The sequence below is a fragment of the Streptomyces sp. NPDC107575 genome (assembly GCF_055657265.1).
In genome coordinates this window covers 67,617-84,844 of sequence record NZ_JBVKBG010000011.1, presented here as the reverse complement: position 1 = coordinate 84,844, position 17,228 = coordinate 67,617, and the positions used below count along the sequence as shown (strand labels likewise).

At 69.3% G+C, this 17,228-nt stretch carries 14 protein-coding genes; 5 read left to right on the top strand and 9 right to left on the bottom strand.

Going from position 1 to position 17,228, the window contains the following annotated elements; genetic code table 11:
- Positions 1-753, top strand: a complete 753-nt coding sequence (locus tag ACZ7L4_RS39295; protein ID WP_472109864.1) for a L,D-transpeptidase family protein — start codon at positions 1-3, stop codon at positions 751-753.
- A 56-nt stretch (positions 754-809) separates the two neighbouring features.
- Here ACZ7L4_RS39295 and ACZ7L4_RS39290 read toward each other — a convergent pair whose 3' ends face one another.
- From ACZ7L4_RS39290 to ACZ7L4_RS39280, 3 genes are all read right to left on the bottom strand, one after another.
- Positions 810-2,249 (bottom strand): Gfo/Idh/MocA family protein, encoded by a 1,440-nt coding sequence (locus ACZ7L4_RS39290; protein ID WP_472109863.1) that lies wholly within the window; start codon positions 2,247-2,249, stop codon positions 810-812.
- A gap of 188 nt (positions 2,250-2,437) precedes the next feature.
- Entirely contained in the window at positions 2,438-5,374 is a 2,937-nt protein-coding gene (locus tag ACZ7L4_RS39285; RefSeq protein ID WP_472109862.1) for an FAD-binding and (Fe-S)-binding domain-containing protein, read from the bottom strand.
- A gap of 13 nt (positions 5,375-5,387) precedes the next feature.
- Positions 5,388-5,831 (bottom strand): MarR family winged helix-turn-helix transcriptional regulator, encoded by a 444-nt coding sequence (locus ACZ7L4_RS39280; protein ID WP_385769052.1) that lies wholly within the window; start codon positions 5,829-5,831, stop codon positions 5,388-5,390.
- A gap of 94 nt (positions 5,832-5,925) precedes the next feature.
- On the opposite strand from ACZ7L4_RS39280, the gene ACZ7L4_RS39275 reads away from it, so the two are divergent.
- Together ACZ7L4_RS39275 and mltG are read left to right on the top strand one after the other, a co-directional pair.
- Positions 5,926-7,749: an ABC transporter ATP-binding protein gene (locus ACZ7L4_RS39275; protein ID WP_472109861.1), complete on the top strand. Its 1,824-nt coding sequence runs from the start codon at positions 5,926-5,928 to the stop codon at positions 7,747-7,749.
- 163 nt (positions 7,750-7,912) lie between these two features.
- Entirely contained in the window at positions 7,913-8,746 is an 834-nt protein-coding gene (gene mltG, locus ACZ7L4_RS39270; protein WP_472109860.1) for an endolytic transglycosylase MltG, read from the top strand.
- 45 nt (positions 8,747-8,791) lie between these two features.
- Here mltG and ACZ7L4_RS39265 read toward each other — a convergent pair whose 3' ends face one another.
- From ACZ7L4_RS39265 to ACZ7L4_RS39245, 5 genes are all read right to left on the bottom strand, one after another.
- Complete coding sequence (locus ACZ7L4_RS39265) at positions 8,792-9,916, bottom strand: NAD(P)-binding domain-containing protein (protein WP_472110020.1); 1,125 nt, start codon at positions 9,914-9,916, stop codon at positions 8,792-8,794.
- 89 nt (positions 9,917-10,005) lie between these two features.
- Positions 10,006-11,055 (bottom strand): ABC transporter substrate-binding protein, encoded by a 1,050-nt coding sequence (locus ACZ7L4_RS39260; protein WP_472109859.1) that lies wholly within the window; start codon positions 11,053-11,055, stop codon positions 10,006-10,008.
- A 53-nt stretch (positions 11,056-11,108) separates the two neighbouring features.
- Complete coding sequence (locus tag ACZ7L4_RS39255) at positions 11,109-11,876, bottom strand: ABC transporter ATP-binding protein (RefSeq protein ID WP_472109858.1); 768 nt, start codon at positions 11,874-11,876, stop codon at positions 11,109-11,111.
- The gene (locus tag ACZ7L4_RS39250) at positions 11,849-12,745 is read right to left on the bottom strand and encodes an ABC transporter permease (protein WP_472109857.1); all 897 of its coding nucleotides are present in this window, start codon (positions 12,743-12,745) and stop codon (positions 11,849-11,851) included. Before ACZ7L4_RS39250 ends, ACZ7L4_RS39255 begins: the two co-directional genes overlap by 28 nt.
- A gap of 136 nt (positions 12,746-12,881) precedes the next feature.
- Positions 12,882-12,950, bottom strand: coding sequence for a putative leader peptide (locus ACZ7L4_RS39245; protein ID WP_351331176.1), 69 nt, complete (start codon positions 12,948-12,950; stop codon positions 12,882-12,884).
- Between the two features lie 137 nt (positions 12,951-13,087).
- Here ACZ7L4_RS39245 and ACZ7L4_RS39240 point away from each other — a divergent pair, with 137 nt between their 5' ends.
- Together ACZ7L4_RS39240 and ACZ7L4_RS39235 are read left to right on the top strand one after the other, a co-directional pair.
- Entirely contained in the window at positions 13,088-13,510 is a 423-nt protein-coding gene (locus tag ACZ7L4_RS39240; RefSeq protein ID WP_472109856.1) for a secondary thiamine-phosphate synthase enzyme YjbQ, read from the top strand.
- 72 nt (positions 13,511-13,582) lie between these two features.
- Entirely contained in the window at positions 13,583-15,127 is a 1,545-nt protein-coding gene (locus tag ACZ7L4_RS39235; RefSeq protein WP_472109855.1) for a recombinase family protein, read from the top strand.
- A gap of 1,154 nt (positions 15,128-16,281) precedes the next feature.
- On the opposite strand, the gene ACZ7L4_RS39230 is transcribed toward ACZ7L4_RS39235, so the two are convergent.
- Positions 16,282-16,938 carry a transaldolase family protein gene (locus ACZ7L4_RS39230; RefSeq protein ID WP_472109854.1) on the bottom strand — a complete coding sequence of 219 codons (657 nt, stop codon included), beginning with the start codon at positions 16,936-16,938 and terminating at the stop codon, positions 16,282-16,284.
- Between the last annotated feature and the right edge of the window lie 290 nt (positions 16,939-17,228).

The following is a 17,228-nucleotide window of genomic DNA, read 5'->3' as shown; positions in this document are numbered from 1 at the left end:
ATGCGGAGTGCGGGTGCGATCAGGGCGGGCGTCGCGATGGCGGCCTGCGGTGTGCTGCTGACGACGGTGGCCGCCTGCGGCGCCGACAGCGGCGACGGCGGGAAGAAGAGCACGGGCGGCGCGGAGGCGTCGGGCGGAGCGTCCAAGGGCGCCGAGGCGCGCGCGGCGGACCTCAAGCGCATCCCGGGCGTGGGAGACCGCTACCAGAAGCAGATCCCGGCGAACGCCCGGCAGGTCGTCGCCGTGTACGGCGACGACAAGGACGCCGCGGGCGCCAGCATCGCCCTGTTCACCAAGTCCGGCGACACCTGGAAGAAGCAGCGCGGCTGGTCGGGGCACAACGGCAAGAAGGGCTGGACGACCAGCCACCACGAGGGCGACAAGCGCAGCCCCGTCGGAGTCTTCACGCTCAGTGACGCGGGCGGCGTGCTCGCCGACCCGGGAGCGAAGCTGCCGTACACGCAGACGGCGTCGATCCAGGCCCCGCACTACTGGGCGAAGTCGCACTGGCACGACTTCGACTACGTCATCGCCATCGACTACAACCGCGCCAAGGGCACCCCGCCCAACGACCCGACCCGGCCGCAGGGCCAGTCCAAGGGCGGCAGCATCTGGCTGCACATGGACCACGGCAGCGGCACCTCGGGCTGCGTGAGCCAGTCGAAGGGCGACATGGAGTACCTGCTCAAGACGCTCGACCCGAAGCAGCACCCGGTGGTCGTGATGGGCGACAAGGCCGAGCTCAAGGCGTGACGCACGCCGGGCGTCGGCGCCCCCGCACGGGGCGCCGCCGCCCTGCGTGCCCGTGCTCAGGTCTCGCTCGGCTTCTCCGAGTCGACACCGCCGCGCTCCTTGCGCCATCCACCGCGCGTGAAGTCGGGGATCTGCTGCGGCGCGCCCTTCGCCTTGATCGAGAGGTGGCTCAGCGGAACCGGTGAGGTCCAGGTGGCGGCGTCGTACACATCGAAGTCGGGCACCAGCCCGAGGCGCATCGTCTGCATCAGGCGGAACACCATGATGTAGTCCATGCCGCCGTGCCCGCCCGGCGGGTTCGCGTGCTCCTTCCACAGCCAGTGGTCCCAGTCGGCGTACTTCGCGAAGTCGCCCCAGGCGTCGTCGGTGTGGTCGGGCTCGATGTAGATCCGCGCCGGATAGTCCTCGAACACGCCCTTCGTCCCGCCGAGTTGGTTGATCCGCGAGTACGGGTGCGGGGTGCTGACATCGTGCTCCAGGCGGATCACCCGGCCCTTCGCCGTCTGGACCAGGCTGATCGTGCGGTCCGACTCGATGTACGTCTCCTTCCAGCTCGGGTCGCCCTTGGGCATGTGCGCCTCGCGGTACTCGGCGAGGCCGAGGGCGGGGGTGCCGAAGCTGGAGATGTGGGTGACGCGGTCGCCGCGGTTGATGTTCATGTAGTTCGCGACCGGGCCGAAGCCGTGGTTCGGGTACAGGTCGCCGCGCAGCCGTGTGTGCCACAGGCGGCGCCACGGGCCCTCGTAGTAGTCCGGGTCGAACATCAGGCCGCGCAGGTCGTGGTTGTACGCGCCGGCGCCGTGCAGCAGCTCACCGAACTTGCCCGCGTGGGCCATCCGCAGGACGCGCATCTCGTTGCGCCCGTAGCAGCAGTTCTCCAGCTGCATGCAGTGTCTTCGGGTGCGCTCGGACAGGTTCACCAGCTCCCACAGCTGGTCGAGCTGGAGTGCGATGGGACATTCGACGCCGACGTGCTTGCCGTTCAGCATCGCCGTCTTCGCCATCTCGAAGTGCCAGTCCCACGGCGTCGCCACGTACACGAAGTCGATGTCCCCGCGCTTGCACAGGTTCTCGAAGTCGTGATCGCCCTTGACGTAGGAGGCGGGCGCGGGCTGCCCCGCCGCCGTCACCTTCGCCGCCGCCTTGGCGGTCTTGTCCTTGACCGGGTCGCACAGGGCGACGACCTGGACTCCCGGGATCGCCAGGAAGAGGTCGATCATGCTGCCGCCGCGGTTGCCGAGGCCGACGATGCCGACCCTCACCGTGGAGCGCCGCTCGAACGGTACGCCGATCATCGTGTCGCCCTGCCGGGCCGGCGCCGCCGCCGTGGTGGCCTCGGCCGCGCCGGATGCCTCCGCCGCCTGCGCGGGCGAGCCCGAACCCAGCCCGACGAGCCCGAGTCCGGCGCCTGCGGCACCCGCGGTGCGCAACACGTCGCGGCGGGACCGGCCGTCGGGTTCGGGGGAGTCGAGGGGGCTGCGCTCGTTGTCGTGCATCGGACCTCCAACAGGGTGGGTGCGGTGCCGGGAGCAAGCGCAAGCCACCCTGCTGGGAGTGAGAGCAGGGGCGCAAGAGGTCTAATCGGACGGGTAGTTGGACTTCTGGCATCGGGTCTTTGGACTCATGTGAGGACACATGAGGGGACTCATGCGAGGGCTCGTGTGAGGACGCATGTGACGCGCTCTCACGCGCGGGCCGCGCCGCCGCGGCGCGTGGCCCGCTCCAGCTCGACCAGCACCGAGTAGTACGAGCGGCCCGTCGCATGGTCCATGCCGACCTCGCACATCCGGTTCGCCGACAGATGGGCGTCGTACGCGCGCGATGTCACCTCCGCGGCCTCCTTCGCCGTGGCGGACTCGGTCAGCTCCTTGTGGAGCATGCCCCGGTCGCCCGCGAAGCCGCAGCAGCCCGCGTCGTCCGGAAGCACCACCTCGTCGGCGCAGGCCTCGGCGACGGCTCTCAACTGGGCCACGTCGCCCAGGTGTTCCATGGAGCACGTCGGATGCAGCACGGCGGAGCCGATCGTGCGCTCGATGGTGAGCTTCGGCAGCAACTCCTCCGCGGCCCAGACGAGGGAGTCCACGATCGTGAGCTCCGCGTGCAACTCCCGGTTGTCGTCGGTGAGATACGGCACCACCTCGTGCGCGATGCCCAGCGTGCACGAGGAGGCGTCCACCACGAGGGGGAGCCGGCCGCCGCCGGTCCAGGCCCAGGCCGACTCGACGATCCGGTTCGCCATCACCGTGTTGCCCTCGTCGTAGCCCTTGGAGTGCCAGATGGTGGCGCAGCACGTCCCCGCCACGTTGTCCGGGATCCACACCGGCTTGCCCGCGCGCGCGGAGACCGCGACAACGGCCTGAGGCAGCGATACGTCGCCGGGGGTGCCGAAGATGCGGTTCACGCACGCCGGGTAGTAGACGGCCGTGGCCCCCACGCGCGCGGTACGCGGTAGTTTCCGGGCCGCCGCGGCAGGTACCTCGGGCAGCCACTCGGGCACCAGATCCGGCCGGATCGCCTTGCGCGCGGCGCCCGTCACGGTCGTCAGGAGGCGGTCGCCGATCTTGTCCGCCGCCGCAACGGCGAGCCGGGCCGAGGCCTCCACCGCCTTGAAGTTCCTCGCGACGAGCGCGGCCGTCCGCTCCTCGCGCGGCGAGTGCCGGGCATGCCGGAAGCCCTTCATGAACGCCCCCGTGTCGATACCGACCGGGCACGCCAGCTTGCATGTGGAGTCACCGGCGCAGGTGTCCACGGCGTCGTACCCGTAGGCGTCGATCAGCTCGTCCTCGACCGGGGAGCCGGACGGCTGGCGCATCATCTCGCGGCGCAGCACGATCCGCTGGCGCGGCGTGGTCGTCAGGTCCTCACTGGGGCACGTGGGTTCGCAGAAGCCGCACTCGATGCACGGGTCGGCGATCAGCTCCACCTTCGGGATCGTCTTGAGGCCCCGCAGATGCGCCTTCGGGTCGCGGTCGAGCACGATGCGCGGCGCGAGCACCCCGTCCGGGTCGATGACCTGCTTCGTGCGCCACATCAACTCCGTGGCCCTGGGGCCCCATTCGAGCTCCAGGAAGGGGGCGATGTTGCGGCCCGTCGCGTGCTCCGCCTTCAGGGAGCCGTCGAACCGGTCGACCGTGAGGCGGCAGAACTCGTCCATGAACGCCGCGTACCGCTCCACGTCCGCGGGCTCGCCCGCGTCGAACGCCAGCAGGAAGTGCAGATTGCCGTGCGCGGCGTGGCCCGCGACCGCGGCGTCGAAGCCGTGCCGCGTCTGGAGTTCGAGCAGCGCCTCGCAGGCCTCCGCGAGCCGCGAGGGCGGCACCGCGAAGTCCTCCGTGATGAGCGTCGTGCCCGAGGGGCGCGAGCCGCCGACCGCCGTCACGAACGCCTTGCGAGCCTTCCAGTAGCCCGCGATCGTCTTCGCGTCCCGCGTGAACCCATTGGTCACCGAGGCGACGGGCGCCACGAGTTCGAGACCTTCGAGGGCCCTCGCGGCCGCCTCCTCGTACGCGGCCTGCGCGCTCTCGTCCGGGGCGCGGAACTCCACGAGCAGCGCCGTCGTCTCCTTGGGCAGCTCCGCCCAGTCCTGCGGCACGCCCTGCACGCTGACCGAGGCGCGCAGCGTATTGCCGTCCATCAGCTCCACGGCCAGGGCGCCCGCCTCGTTGAAGACCGGCACCGCCGCCGCGGCCGCGGGCAGGGAGGGGAAGAACAGCAGCGCCGTCGACACCCTCCGGTCCAACGGCAGGGTGTCGAAGACGACTTCGGAGATGAACCCGAAGGTGCCCTCCGAACCCACCATCAGGCCGCGCAGGATCTCCACCGGCGTCCCTCCGTCGAGGAAGGCGTCGAGACGGTAGCCGTTCGTGTTCTTGATCTCGTACTTGGCGCGGATCCTGCGGGTCAGCTCCGCGTCCTGCTCGATCTCCCGCTTGATTGCCAACAGGCCCTCGCACAGCGCCGGTTCGGCGTGCGCGAGATCCTCGTCCGCGCGCGGGTCGCCCGTGTCCACGACCGTGCCGGACGGCAGCACGCAGGTCAGCGAGGAGACCGTCCTGTACGAGTTCCGGGTCGTGCCCGCCGTCATCCCCGACGCGTTGTTCGCCACCACGCCGCCCACCGTGCAGGCGATCGCGCTCGCCGGGTCCGGGCCGAGCACGCGCCCGTGCCGCGCGAGCGTGGCGTTCGCCCGCACGATCGTGGTGCCCGGGCCGATCCGGGCGCTCGAGCCGTCGCCGAGCACCTTGATGCCCGCCCAGAACTTGCGGACGTCGACGAGGATGTCCTCGCCCTGCGCCTGGCCGTTCAGCGACGTGCCCGCCGCGCGGAAGACGACCTCGCGGCCCTTTCCGTGCGCGTACGAGAGCACCGCCGACACGTCGTCGATGTCCTCGGCGACCACCACGACCTGCGGGACGAAGCGGTACGGGCTGGCGTCCGACGCGTAGCGCACGAGATCCGAGATCTTGGTGAGCACCTTGTCCGCGCCGAGCAGTTCCGTCAGCTCCGAGCGCAGCGGCTCGGGCGTACCACCGGCCTGCCGGTCCGGGACCCGGTCGGGCGCGGGCCCCGACGCGCGGGCTCCGGGGCGCAGGGCTTCCGGCTTCGGCTCCAGCAGCGGCATGGCCTCTCCTAGCTCAGCAATCGCGGTCGTGCGGGGACCCGAACAGCGTGTTCAGCAGCACCGTCAACTGCGCGCGCTGCTCCTTGTCCAATGGGGCCAGGATCTCCTCTGCCGCCGCGCGGCGCGCGCTGCGCAGCTCCCGCAGAGCGGCCCGGCCCTTGTCGGTGAGCTCGATCCGGATGACCCGGCGGTTCGTGGGATCCGGCGCGCGGCGCACCAGATCGGCCGCCTCCAGGCCGTCCACCGTCGTCGTCACGGCGCGCGGGACCACCTCCAGGCGCTCGGCCAGATCGGCCATGCGCGGCGGCGTCTCGTAGTGCACGAGCGTGCGCAGCAGCCGGGACTGCGCGGGGGTGATTCCGACCGGCTCCAGCTGGCGGCGCTGTATCCGCTGCAGGCGGCGGGTCAGCCGCAGCAGCTGCTCGGCGAGGAAACCGTCGGCGTCCGGTGTCTTCATGCCGGGAACATTATCAGGACCTCGTGCATTGTGAATAGAGGTAACAATGCACTAAGCTCCTCGAAGTCGAATCCCAGAAGTGCCTAGGAGGCCCATGCGCAGCCCCGAGATTCCCTGGACGCCACCTCCCGATGCCAAGGCATCGGGCCAGCCGCGGCAGATCCGCCGCATCCTGTCCCTGTTCCGCCCCTACCGCGCCCGGCTCGCCCTCGTCGGCCTGCTGGTCTGCGCCGCCTCGCTGGTCACGGTCGCGACGCCGTTCCTGCTCAAGGAGATCCTCGACGTCGCCATCCCGCAGGGCCGCACCGGGCTGCTCAGCCTGCTCGCCCTCGGCATGATCGTCAGCGCCGTCGTGACGAGCGTGTTCGGCGTCCTGCAGACCCTGATCTCGACGACGGTCGGCCAGCGCGTCATGCACGACCTGCGCACGGCCGTCTACGGCCGGCTGCAGAGCATGTCCCTCGCCTTCTTCACCCGGACCCGCACCGGCGAGGTCCAGTCCCGCATCGCCAACGACATCGGTGGCATGCAGGCGACCGTGACCTCCACGGCGACGTCCCTCGTCTCGAACCTGACGAGTGTCGTCGCCACGGTCGTCGCGATGATCGCCCTCGACTGGCGCCTGACGATCGTCTCGCTCCTTCTGCTGCCGGTCTTCGTGTGGATCAGCCGCAGAGTCGGCCGCGAGCGCAAGAAGATCGCCACGCAGCGGCAGAAGCAGATGGCCGCGATGGCGGCCACGGTCACCGAGTCGCTCTCCGTCAGCGGCATCCTGCTCGGCCGCACCATGGGCCGCGCCGACTCCCTCACCCGGGCGTTCGCCGACGAGTCGGACGAGCTGGTCGACCTGGAGGTCAGGTCGAACATGGCGGGGCGCTGGCGGATGGCCGTCATCAGCATCGTCATGGCCGCCATGCCCGCGGTCATCTACTGGGCGGCCGGAATCGCCCTGCACTTCGGCGGCCCCACCGTCTCGATCGGCACGCTCGTCGCCTTCGTCTCGCTCCAGCAGGGCCTGTTCCGGCCGACCGTGAGCCTGCTGCAGACCGGCGTCCAGATCCAGACCTCGCTCGCCCTGTTCCAGCGCATCTTCGAGTACCTGGACCTGCCGGTCGACATCACCGAGCGGGAGGACGCGGTGCGCCTCGACACCGTCAAGGGCGAGGTCCGTTTCGAGAACGTCGAGTTCCGCTACGACGGAGACGACGCTGCCGACGAGCGGCAGGCCCCGATCCTCGACGGCATCGACCTCACCGTCCCCGCGGGCGGCAGTCTCGCCGTCGTCGGCCCCACCGGCTCAGGCAAGTCCACGCTCAGCTATCTGGTGCCGCGGCTGTACGACGTCACGGGCGGCCGCGTCACGCTCGACGGCGTGGACGTACGCGACCTGGACTTCGACACGCTCGCGCGCGCCATCGGCGTGGTCTCCCAGGAGACGTACCTCTTCCACGCCTCCGTCGCCGAGAACCTGCGGTTCGCGAAGCCCGACGCCACCGACGAGGAGTTGTACGCGGCGGCCCGCGCGGCCCAGATCCACGAGCACATAGCCTCCCTGCCGGACGGTTACGACACCGTGGTCGGCGAGCGCGGTCACCGCTTCTCCGGCGGCGAGAAGCAGCGCCTGGCCATCGCCCGCACGATTCTGCGGGACCCGCCGGTGCTCATCCTCGACGAGGCGACCAGCGCGCTGGACACCCGCACCGAGCACGCCGTGCAGGAGGCCATCGACGCGCTCTCGGCCAACCGCACGACGCTCACGATCGCGCACCGCCTCTCGACCGTCCGCGGCGCCGATCAGATCGTGGTCCTGGACGGCGGGCGCATAGCCGAGCGCGGCACGCACGAGGAACTGCTCGACCAGCAGGGCCGATACGCGGCGCTGGTGCGACGGGACGCGCGCGTGGAAGCGGCGGCGTGACAGGCGTGACAGGTGTGACAAGGGCCGTGCCGGTCGGTCGTGCCAGGTCCGATGCCCGGTCCGCCATGACATCGGCGCGAACAGCGGGGAGAGAGACCGTGAGGGAGTGGAGGAGGCCAGGGATATGTCAGGGATGTTCTGACGCGCGGGTTACCGTTCCGGCATGCAGACCGAGACTCCGCGACGGAGCACGACGCGACTCACGCGCCGAGGACGCGTCGCCATGACGGTGACCGGGGCCGTCGTGGCGGCAACAGCCGTCGCCGTACCGCTGGCACTGGCGGGTGGGGACGACTCGAGCCGGGTGCTGACCATTCCGGAGGGCTGGCGTTCGGGCCAGGTGTACGAGGCCGTGGACAAGGCGCTCGCCGTCCCGTCCGGCACCACGAAGAAGGCCGCGTCCAAGGCGCACCTCAAACTGCCGGGTGACGCGGGTGGCAACGCCGAGGGGTACCTCTTCCCGGCGACGTATCCCTTGAACGACAGGTCGACCCCGCAGTCGGTCCTTTCGTACATGGTCGACACGGCCAACAAGAGGTTCGGCGGCAGCGGCACCACCGCGGGAGCCGAGCGCAACGCCGTGAATCCCTACCAGCGCGTGATCATCGCGAGCATCGTGCAGGCCGAGGCGGACAACAAGGAGGACATGGGCAGGGTCGCCCGCGTCATATACAACCGGCTCGACCACGACATGCCGCTGCAGATGGACTCCACCATCAACTACGCGCTCGGCCGTTCCACGCTGGACACCACGCACGACGACACCAAGATCAACAACCCGTACAACACCTACGCGCGCAAGGGGCTGCCGCCCACTCCGATCGGCAACCCGGGGGAGCAGGCGATGCAGGCGGCGACGAGCCCCGCGGCGGGCGACTGGCTGTACTTCGTGACGGTCAAGCCGGGGGACACGCGCTTCACCGCGGACATGTCCGTGCAGGAGAAGAACGTGGCGGAGTTCAACAAGAACCAGGCGAAGGCCAAGAAGGACGGCTGACGGGGGCCGCCTCTTCGTGCCTCGCCGCCGCGTCGCCGCACCGCCTCACACCGCGACCGGCGCCCGCCGCCCCAGCAGTCGCTCGATGTCGCGGACCGCGGCCCGCCCCGCGCGGTTCGCCCCGATGGTGCTCGCCGAAGGCCCGTAGCCCACCAGGTGGATCCGGGGATCGAGGGCCGCGTGCGTGCCCTCCATCCGGATCCCGCCGCCGGCCTCCCGCAGCTTCAGCGGTGCCAGATGCTCGATGGACGCCCGGAAGCCGGTGGCCCAGAGGATCACGTCGGCCGCCACCTCCTGCCCGTCGTCCCAGGCCACGCCGGTCGGAGTGATCCGGTCGAACATGGGGTGCCGGTCGAGGACACCGTTCGCGCGGGCTTCGCGGATCGCGTCGTTCACCGGCAGCCCGGTCACCGACACGACGCTCAGCGGCGCGAGCCCCTGGCGTACCCGTTCCTCGACCATGGCCACGGCGGCCCGCCCCTGCTCCTCGCCGAAGGGGCCCTCGCGGAAGACGGGCGGTCGGCGCGTCACCCAGGTCGTCGAGGCGGCGTACGGAGCGATCTCCATCAGGTGCTGCGTCCCGGAGGCCCCGCCGCCCACGACCACGACCCGCAGGCCGGCGAACTCCTCGGGCCCCTGGTACTGCGCGGTGTGCAGCTGGCGGCCGCGGAAGGTCTCCTGCCCCGGGTAGCGCGGCCAGAACGGCCGGTCCCAGGTCCCCGTCGCGTTGATCAGGGCGCGCGTCGACCACACCCCGTCCGAGGTCTCGACGAGCAGCCGCCCGCCCTCGCCCTCGCGCACCGCCCGCACGTCGACCGGCCGCCGAACGCGCAGGTCGAAGGTCTCCTCGTACGAGGTGAAGTAACCGGAAACGACCTCGGAGGACGGTCGCGCGGGATCGGCGCCGGTCAGCTCCATGCCCGGGAGGGCGTGCATGCCGTGCACCTTGCCGTACGTGAGCGAGGGCCACCGGAACTGCCAGGCGCCGCCCGGGCGGGGCGCGTGGTCGAGGACGACGAAGTCCCGCTCGGGCTCGAAGCCCACGCGGCGCAGGTGATAGGCGGCGGAGAGGCCGGCCTGACCGGCGCCGATGACCACGACGTCGACGTCGCGGTCGACCGGGCGCGCCTGAGCCGTGAAGGTGTCGTCGCGTTCGTCTCGTGCCCCGATGTCGTTCACGTTTCTACTAACTCCATCGGGGCGCGAGATCTTCCCGCTCGTACGCTTCACGTCCTGACCCGGGACGGACCTTGATGTGTTCAGGACTCCTTGCCGTACGTGCGCGGAGCAGTGGTGGAGGGCGGCAGCTCGCCGTTGAAGCGTGTGTCGACGTACTTCGAGAAGTCGACCTTGCGTGGAATCAGCTTGAGCCGCGTGAAGGCGTCGGCGATCTGCTGCTCGGAGGCGATCACGTTCTTGTCGACGGCGACCGTGACACGTGTGCCGTTCGTCCGCCGCACGGCGTCGTACGCCGCCCCGTAGGGCAGTCCGGTGTCCTTGGCCCACACCTTCGCCCACGCCTGCGGGTGCTTGTAGACCCAGTTCTGGGCACGCCGCAGCCGGTCGAGATAGTCCTTGATGGCGGCCGACTTCTTCTTGTCGGCGAGGGCGCCGGGGGCGGCGACCTGGAAGGCGAGCCCGTTGGTGACCCCGTCGCCGTCGGTGAGTACGCGGCCGAGCTTCGCGCGCAGCGCCTGCGAGGTGTACGGGTCCCAGACGGCCCACGCGTCGACCTTGCCCGCGGTGAACGCGGCCAGTGCGTCGGCCGGTTGCAGATACTTGAGCTTCACGTCCTTGAGGCCGAGCCCGACCTTCTTGAGCGAGGCGACGAGCTGGTAGTGCGCGGAGGACCCCTGGGCCACGGCGATCGACCTGCCCTTGAGCCCGGCCGGGCTCTTCAGCTTCGAGCCCTTCGGAACGAGGATCGTGTCGCCCTTGGCGGTCCCGTGGCTGGCGGACACCACCTTGATCTTCGAGTCGGCACCGGCCGCGAAGACGGGTGGCGTGTTGCCGACACCGCCGACGTCCACGGCCTTGGCGTTGATGGCTTCGAGGAGCGGCGGCCCCGAGGTGAAGGTGGACCAGCGAATCTTGTAGTCGAGGTCGTCGAGCTCACCGGCCGCCCTCAGTACGGCCTCCGAACCACCCTTCTGGTCGCCGACGTTGAGGGTGAGTGAGCCCTGCCCGTCGGTGCCACCGCCGGCCCCGCCGCTGCCGGTGGAGGTGCTTGCGGTGGAGGCGCCGGAGCAGGCGGCGAGCAGGAGGGCGAGTGGGGTGAGGAGGGCGCCGGCTATGAGGGGGCGTCGCATGCCAAGTCCGTTCGAGGTGAGGGTGTTTGCTGTATTCAGGGGGAGGGATGGGATCAGTGGGACGACTCGTCCACGCCCAGCCGGTGCAGCAGCTCCGCGCGCAGCTCGGCGAAGCGCGGATCGGTGAGATCGCGCGGCCGCTCCAGATCGATGCGGGCCTCGTGGGCGATGACGCCGTCGTCCATGACGAGGACCCGGTCGGCGAGCAGCACCGCCTCCTCGACGTCATGTGTCACCAACAGCACGGCGTAGCCCCGCTGTTGCCACAGCTCGCCGACCAGTCGCTGGGCCTTGATCCGCGTCAGCGCGTCGAGCGCGCCGAACGGCTCGTCGAGCAGCAGCAGGTCGGGTTCGCGCACGAGGGCACGGGCCAGCGAGGCGCGTTGGGCCTCGCCGCCGGAGAGCGTCTTGGGCCAGGCGTCCGTACGGTGCCCGAGCCCCACCTCGTCCAACGCCTGCTCGGCGACGTCGCGTTCGGGCTTGCCCGGCAGACCGAGCAGGACGTTGCGCCACACCCGCTTCCACGGCATGAGCCGCGGCGCCTGGAACGCGACGGCCTTGCGCCGTGGCACGAGCACGGTGCCGTCGATGTCACGGTCGAGCCCGGCGAGGATGCGCAGCAGCGTGGACTTGCCGCACCCGCTGCGCCCCAGAAGGGCGACGAACTCCCCAGGCTGAATGTCGAGTTGAAGGTCGTCGATGACGGCGCGCCCGCCGAACGACCGGCTGAGCCCTTCGACGTGCACGGCGGAACCGGCACCGACGGCGGTCTCGGGCGAGGGGGCCGGCGGGGTCACCGGCCGGTGAACGTCGGTCGCCATTGCAGCAGCACCTTTTCGAGAGAACGGACGACGAAGTCGGCGAGCAGGCCGAGGAACGCGTAGACGATCAGGCAGACGACGATGACGTCGGTGCGCAGGAAGTCCCGGGCCTGCACCATGAGGAACCCGATGCCGGCATCGGCGTTGATCTGCTCGGCGAAGACGAGCGCCAGCCAAGCGATGCCGAGCGAGTACCGCAGCCCGGTCATGGCTCCGGGCAGCGCACCCGGCAGTACGACATGGCGTACGAGACCCCACCGGCTGAGCCCCAACGACTCGCCCGCCTCGATGAGTTGGGAGTCCACGCCACGAATCCCGGCGTACACATTCAGATACAGCGGAAAGGAGACCCCGAGGGTGATGATGGCGACCTTCGGTGCCTCGCCGATGCCGAACCAGATGATGAACAACGGGATCAGGCCGACGAACGGCACGGTCCGCAGCATCTGCACACTCGCGTCGACGAGGTCCTCGCCGACCCGGAACAGCCCGGACAGCAGCGCGAGCCCAACCCCAACGACGACACCGCACAGCAGCCCGACGGCGACACGCTGAAGCGAGACACCCATGGCCGCGGGCAGCGACCCGTCGGAGACGAGATCCGCACCGACGCGCGCGATGGTGCCGGGCGACGCCAGCACCTCGGGCGTCAACACCCCTACGGATGTGAGGACTTGCCACAGTACGAGGAGCAGTAGCGGCCCACTGGTGCGGCGCAGCCAGCGGGGCACGCGGGTGCGCCGGGTGGAGGAGGGAACGAGGGGAACGAGCTCGGGCGGCGACGCCGGGGAGCCGGGCGAGGCGCCGGGATCGGCGGTCGCGCCCTGTTTTTCGGCAGGCGAAACGGGCGGAGCATGACTGATGCTCATGGCACTCCATGGCAGGCGAGGGCGCGCCTCGGCGTCAGCGGGCGCGCGTCAGCGGCGCGCCGTCACGGACGAACACCGAAGCGGCAGCGAAAAGAAGGTGAGGGAAAAGCCAGAGGTGAGGCGAGAGGAGAAGGCGTCAGCAGCCGGGACGACACGCGGCAGAAGCCACCCGCAGCAGGTCGATGTGACCGCGCGTGGTGAGCATGGCTGAACGCAACATGCGGCAGAACGTATCCACTTGTCGACCCACGGTCAACATCGTCTCAGCGCGTGGACCCGGCTCCCGGAATCCGGTCCGGCCCACCGCGGGCCGAAGCGCGTCGAGCGAGGGACAATGTCCCCATGTCAGACGTCTTCACGACCCGAGTCCTGGACCTCACTACCGGCTCCGCCGAGCGCATCGTCGACCTCACCCGCGACTGCGAGTCCTTCCTGCGCGAGGCCGCCCACGGCCGCGACGGCCTCCTCAACCTCTTCGTCCCCCATGCCACGGCCGGCATCGCCATCATCGAAACGGGCGCGGGCAGCGACGACGACCTCCTCGCCGCCCTCCACACCCTCCTCCCCGCCGACGACCGCTGGCAGCACAGCCACGGCTCCCCGGGCCACGGCCGCGACCACGTCCTCCCGGCGATCGTGCCGCCGCATGCGACGCTGCCGGTGGTGGACGGTGGTCTGGAGCTGGGCACGTGGCAGTCGGTGTGCCTGGTGGACACCAACATCTCTAATACCAATCGTCACGTTCGGTTGACCTTCATGGGGTGACCTGGGACGGAGCAAGATCGTCCTGGGGGTGGCCGTCGATTCTCCTTACGCTGCGCGCGACGAGGAGAGGCGATGCACGACACGAACCTGGACGCGGTCGAACGGCCTTATGACGGATGCGGCAAGTGCCTGTTGGGCGTACGCCGGCTGTCCCGCATGAAGGCCGCGACCTCGTCACCGGAACGGCAGCGCGAGGACGTGCTCGCGGCTGCGGCCTCGGTTGGGGCCCACATCATCGGGTGGGCCGACGACTGGGAGGTCTCCGGCGCGACGGACCCGGTGACGCGACCGCGGCTCGGTCCCTGGCTTCGCGACGAGCGAGGCCCGTATGACGGCTTGGTAGCTGCAGCCGTCGACCGCCTGGGCCGCAACGTGGTCGACTGTCTGAACACCGGCTACAAGATGCGCGATGAGAACAAGCAGCTCGTCACGTACGGCCACGACGGTGCCTGGGACCTGAACGACTCAGCCGACGAGAACCGCTTCACGATCGAGGCCTGGGGCGCGCAGATGGAACTGCGCGCGATTCAGCGTCGTAACAGGAGCGCGACCGTGAAGATGCGGGCTGCCGGTCGCCCCAAGGGAAAGCCGTCCTACGGTTTCCGGCATGTGCGAGTGGTCATGGGCGGCAAGGTCGACCACGTCGAATGGCACCCGCACGCCGCTGAAGTGATACGTGAAGTTGCGCGCCGTGTGCTCGCGGACCCGGTCAACGTGACACCCAGTAGTGAGGCGGCCCGCTTGAATCGGGCGCAGGAACTGGCACCGGTTGACCATCTCGCCGTCATGTACGGGCGTCCCGCACGCGGGCGTCCCTGGTACCCGACGACTCTCCGCGAAATCCTGCTCTCCGAAGCTGCCCTTGGGTACCTGATGCACAAGGGAAAGCCAGTGATCGGGTCGGATGGTAAACCGACCCGTATATGTAAAGGGCTGTGGGACAGGGGCACACATGAAGCGCTGAAGAAGGCGATCAATTCCCGCAGGATGCCTTCGCGTCGCTCGAATCAGCCGTACCTGCTCACTGAGGTGGCGCTTTGCGGGAACTGCCATAACCGGCTCTACACGCAGACGTCGGCCGACGCGCCTCCACGCTATGTCTGTACTGCAAGGAACAAGGGCTGGCCGAGCGGCTGGAACTGCAAGCCTGCACCGCTGATTCGGGCTCACCACCTGGACACTTGGGTTGAGGGGTGGTTCCTGGAGAAGTACGGCGCGGGCGAGATCTTCGAAACCGTCTACGACTCGGGTAACGGCGTTGCTGAGCGCATCACCGAGTTGCAAACGAGCAGGGAGCGACTGCGTGCGGACCGGGAAGCCGGCCTGTACGACAGTCACGACGACTCTGCGTGGTTCCGTGAGCGGTATGCCTCACTCGGGCAGGAACTCGCTGCGCTGGAACGGGAACCTACGCAGCCACCCGGAATGGTCCAGAGGCCCACAGGGGAGACGATCGCTGATCGCTGGGAGGCCGCGCTGGACGTGCAGGCTCGCAAGGAGATGCTCTTGGACTTCGGCGTGCGGATTACGCTGTTCCCCGCGGCTGCGCCTGTTCGCTGGGTTCCGGGGATTGTGCATGGTCCAGAGCGGGACCGATTGGTCATCCGTATGCGATGAGCAACGCCCAGGCTGCGTGAGTTCTGTGCCGGGGGATTGCCAGGTATCAGCGATTCCCCGGCACCACCAAGGCGTCTACGCCGCACCAGTCTTGGCGTCATGGGTCGAGATGCAGGGCGGAGGCGCATGACGCCGATCAGTGGTTTCGGTCCCGACGGGACCTTGTGGGCGCCAGCGGACAGGCCGCGACATTCAATGGGCGTGTCGAAGGGGTGGCGTCTGACCACCTCGCACGACGGAGTCGCCACATCGGTACAGCAGTTGCTTGGGAGTGAGGGCCCGCCTGTTCGGTCGGAGGGCGGATACGAGGTGGCCCTGGCCAGCGACGACCTCGACATCATCCTGAGCGGCCCCGAACCGCTGTCGCGGCGCTACGTACTGAGGGTTGATGGCGACCCCGTGCATGTCTGCGACGGGCGCGTGCTGCTGGCTCCGATGGACGACGCAGGAGCGGCCTGCGGCTGTCCGAGGACGCTCGGAGCGAAGATGGCTGCGGCGCGGTCCGGTACGGGGCCGCGGCCGGAGTGCCGTGTGAGCTTCAGGTTCGAGGCAGAACCGGGACTGGGAGTCTTTGAGTTCGTCTCGGCGTCATGGGAGTTGAACGATACGACGCCGACTCTCACCGGCAAGGAAGGCCCCGAACTGCCGATGTCCAGGACACTCTCCTTGCAGAGGCGAATAATGCGGACGCGCTCGGGTACCGAAGTGAGTTTGGCGATTCCCGTCTTGACCCGGAACTGCGGGGTCGGGCGCCGTCGCCGAGCGCATGGCCTCGCAGCTTGAATTCCAGACGGCGCGACGACTGCCCTGACGGCTGATGAGGTTCCAGTCGTACCACTCGACAGCGTTGCCGACGGAGGCGGCGAGGAGCTGTCGGAGGGGGTGTGCGGGTGGGGCCGGGTGGTCGTCTCTGTCATGAGCCTGACGCCAACTTCGGAAAGCCCCAGCGGCGCTGCCCTCGGCGGCGGCTCAGGCCTGCGGGGAGAGCTCGCCCATCGCGCCCCAACCCTCGTTCGGGATGTCGCCGCGCCACCCGCGCCTGCTCACTGCAGCGCAGCTTTGGCTGAAGCGCGCGGCCGCCTGTGAGGGGCGCACGCCAAGAACCGCGTGGCAATCTGAGGCCACGCGGCACAGGGGTCGAAGTCGGTTGTCGATTATCGAGCCAGGGCGGCCTCCTGGGCCACGAGAGCCTCGAATTCAGCCACGGCCTTTTCGGCGAGCGGGTCGCTCATCATGTTCTCGAGCACCGGCAGGGCAAGGGTGGCACTTTGCGCGCCGACGAGGGCCAGCGAGACCACGTCTTCGACCGACCTGACGCTTGCCACGATCATCTTTGTCGGAGTGGGCGCAATGATCTCACTCATGTTTCGCACGAGAGTGAGTCCGTCGAGTCCGGCGTCGTTCAACCTGCCAAGATACGGCGCGATGTAGTCAACGTTGATCGACGCCGCGAAGATCGCCTGCGCGAGGCTGTAGACCGCCGTGACGAGGACCGGAGTCCCCTTGGAGACGAGGTGGGCGGCGACGCTGAAGCCGTCGCTGGTGGCGGGAACCTTGACGACGATTCGATCTCCCAACTGCGCGAGTCGGTCGGCGCTGGCGCGGAGAGATTCCCGGTTGCTGCCCGTCGCCTGGAAGTAGATCTCCTTGGCCCCGCATGCGGCGAACTCGGAGTACAGGTCCGGAAGCGTCTCCGGGCCGTAGCCACGCTTGGCGACGATGGCGGGGTTGCTGGTCACGCCGTGCACGAGGCCATCTCGGAGCAGCGGCGCGACAGCCTCGACGTCTGCAGTGTCAGCGAAAAGCTTCATTCGGGTCTCCTCGTATTGGTGTCTCGACGGGCTGTCGCGGCGGGTGCGACTGCCAGCGTCAGTTCTCGAGGCTTAACGGTTGACGGTGGTGCCGGTGGCCGTCCGCCCTCTTCGTGGGCATCAAAGGAGCGTGCTGTACTCATATGATGCCCTTGGATCGTACACTCGTCTCGTAAGGGGGAGCAATGGGTGCTCGAACCTGCGCGGAAGGGCGTCGCTCCGCCGTGTCAGCGGTCTGGCGGACACATCACGGCGCTGTGCGATGATCTGGCGCGGAGTGGGAATGCCGA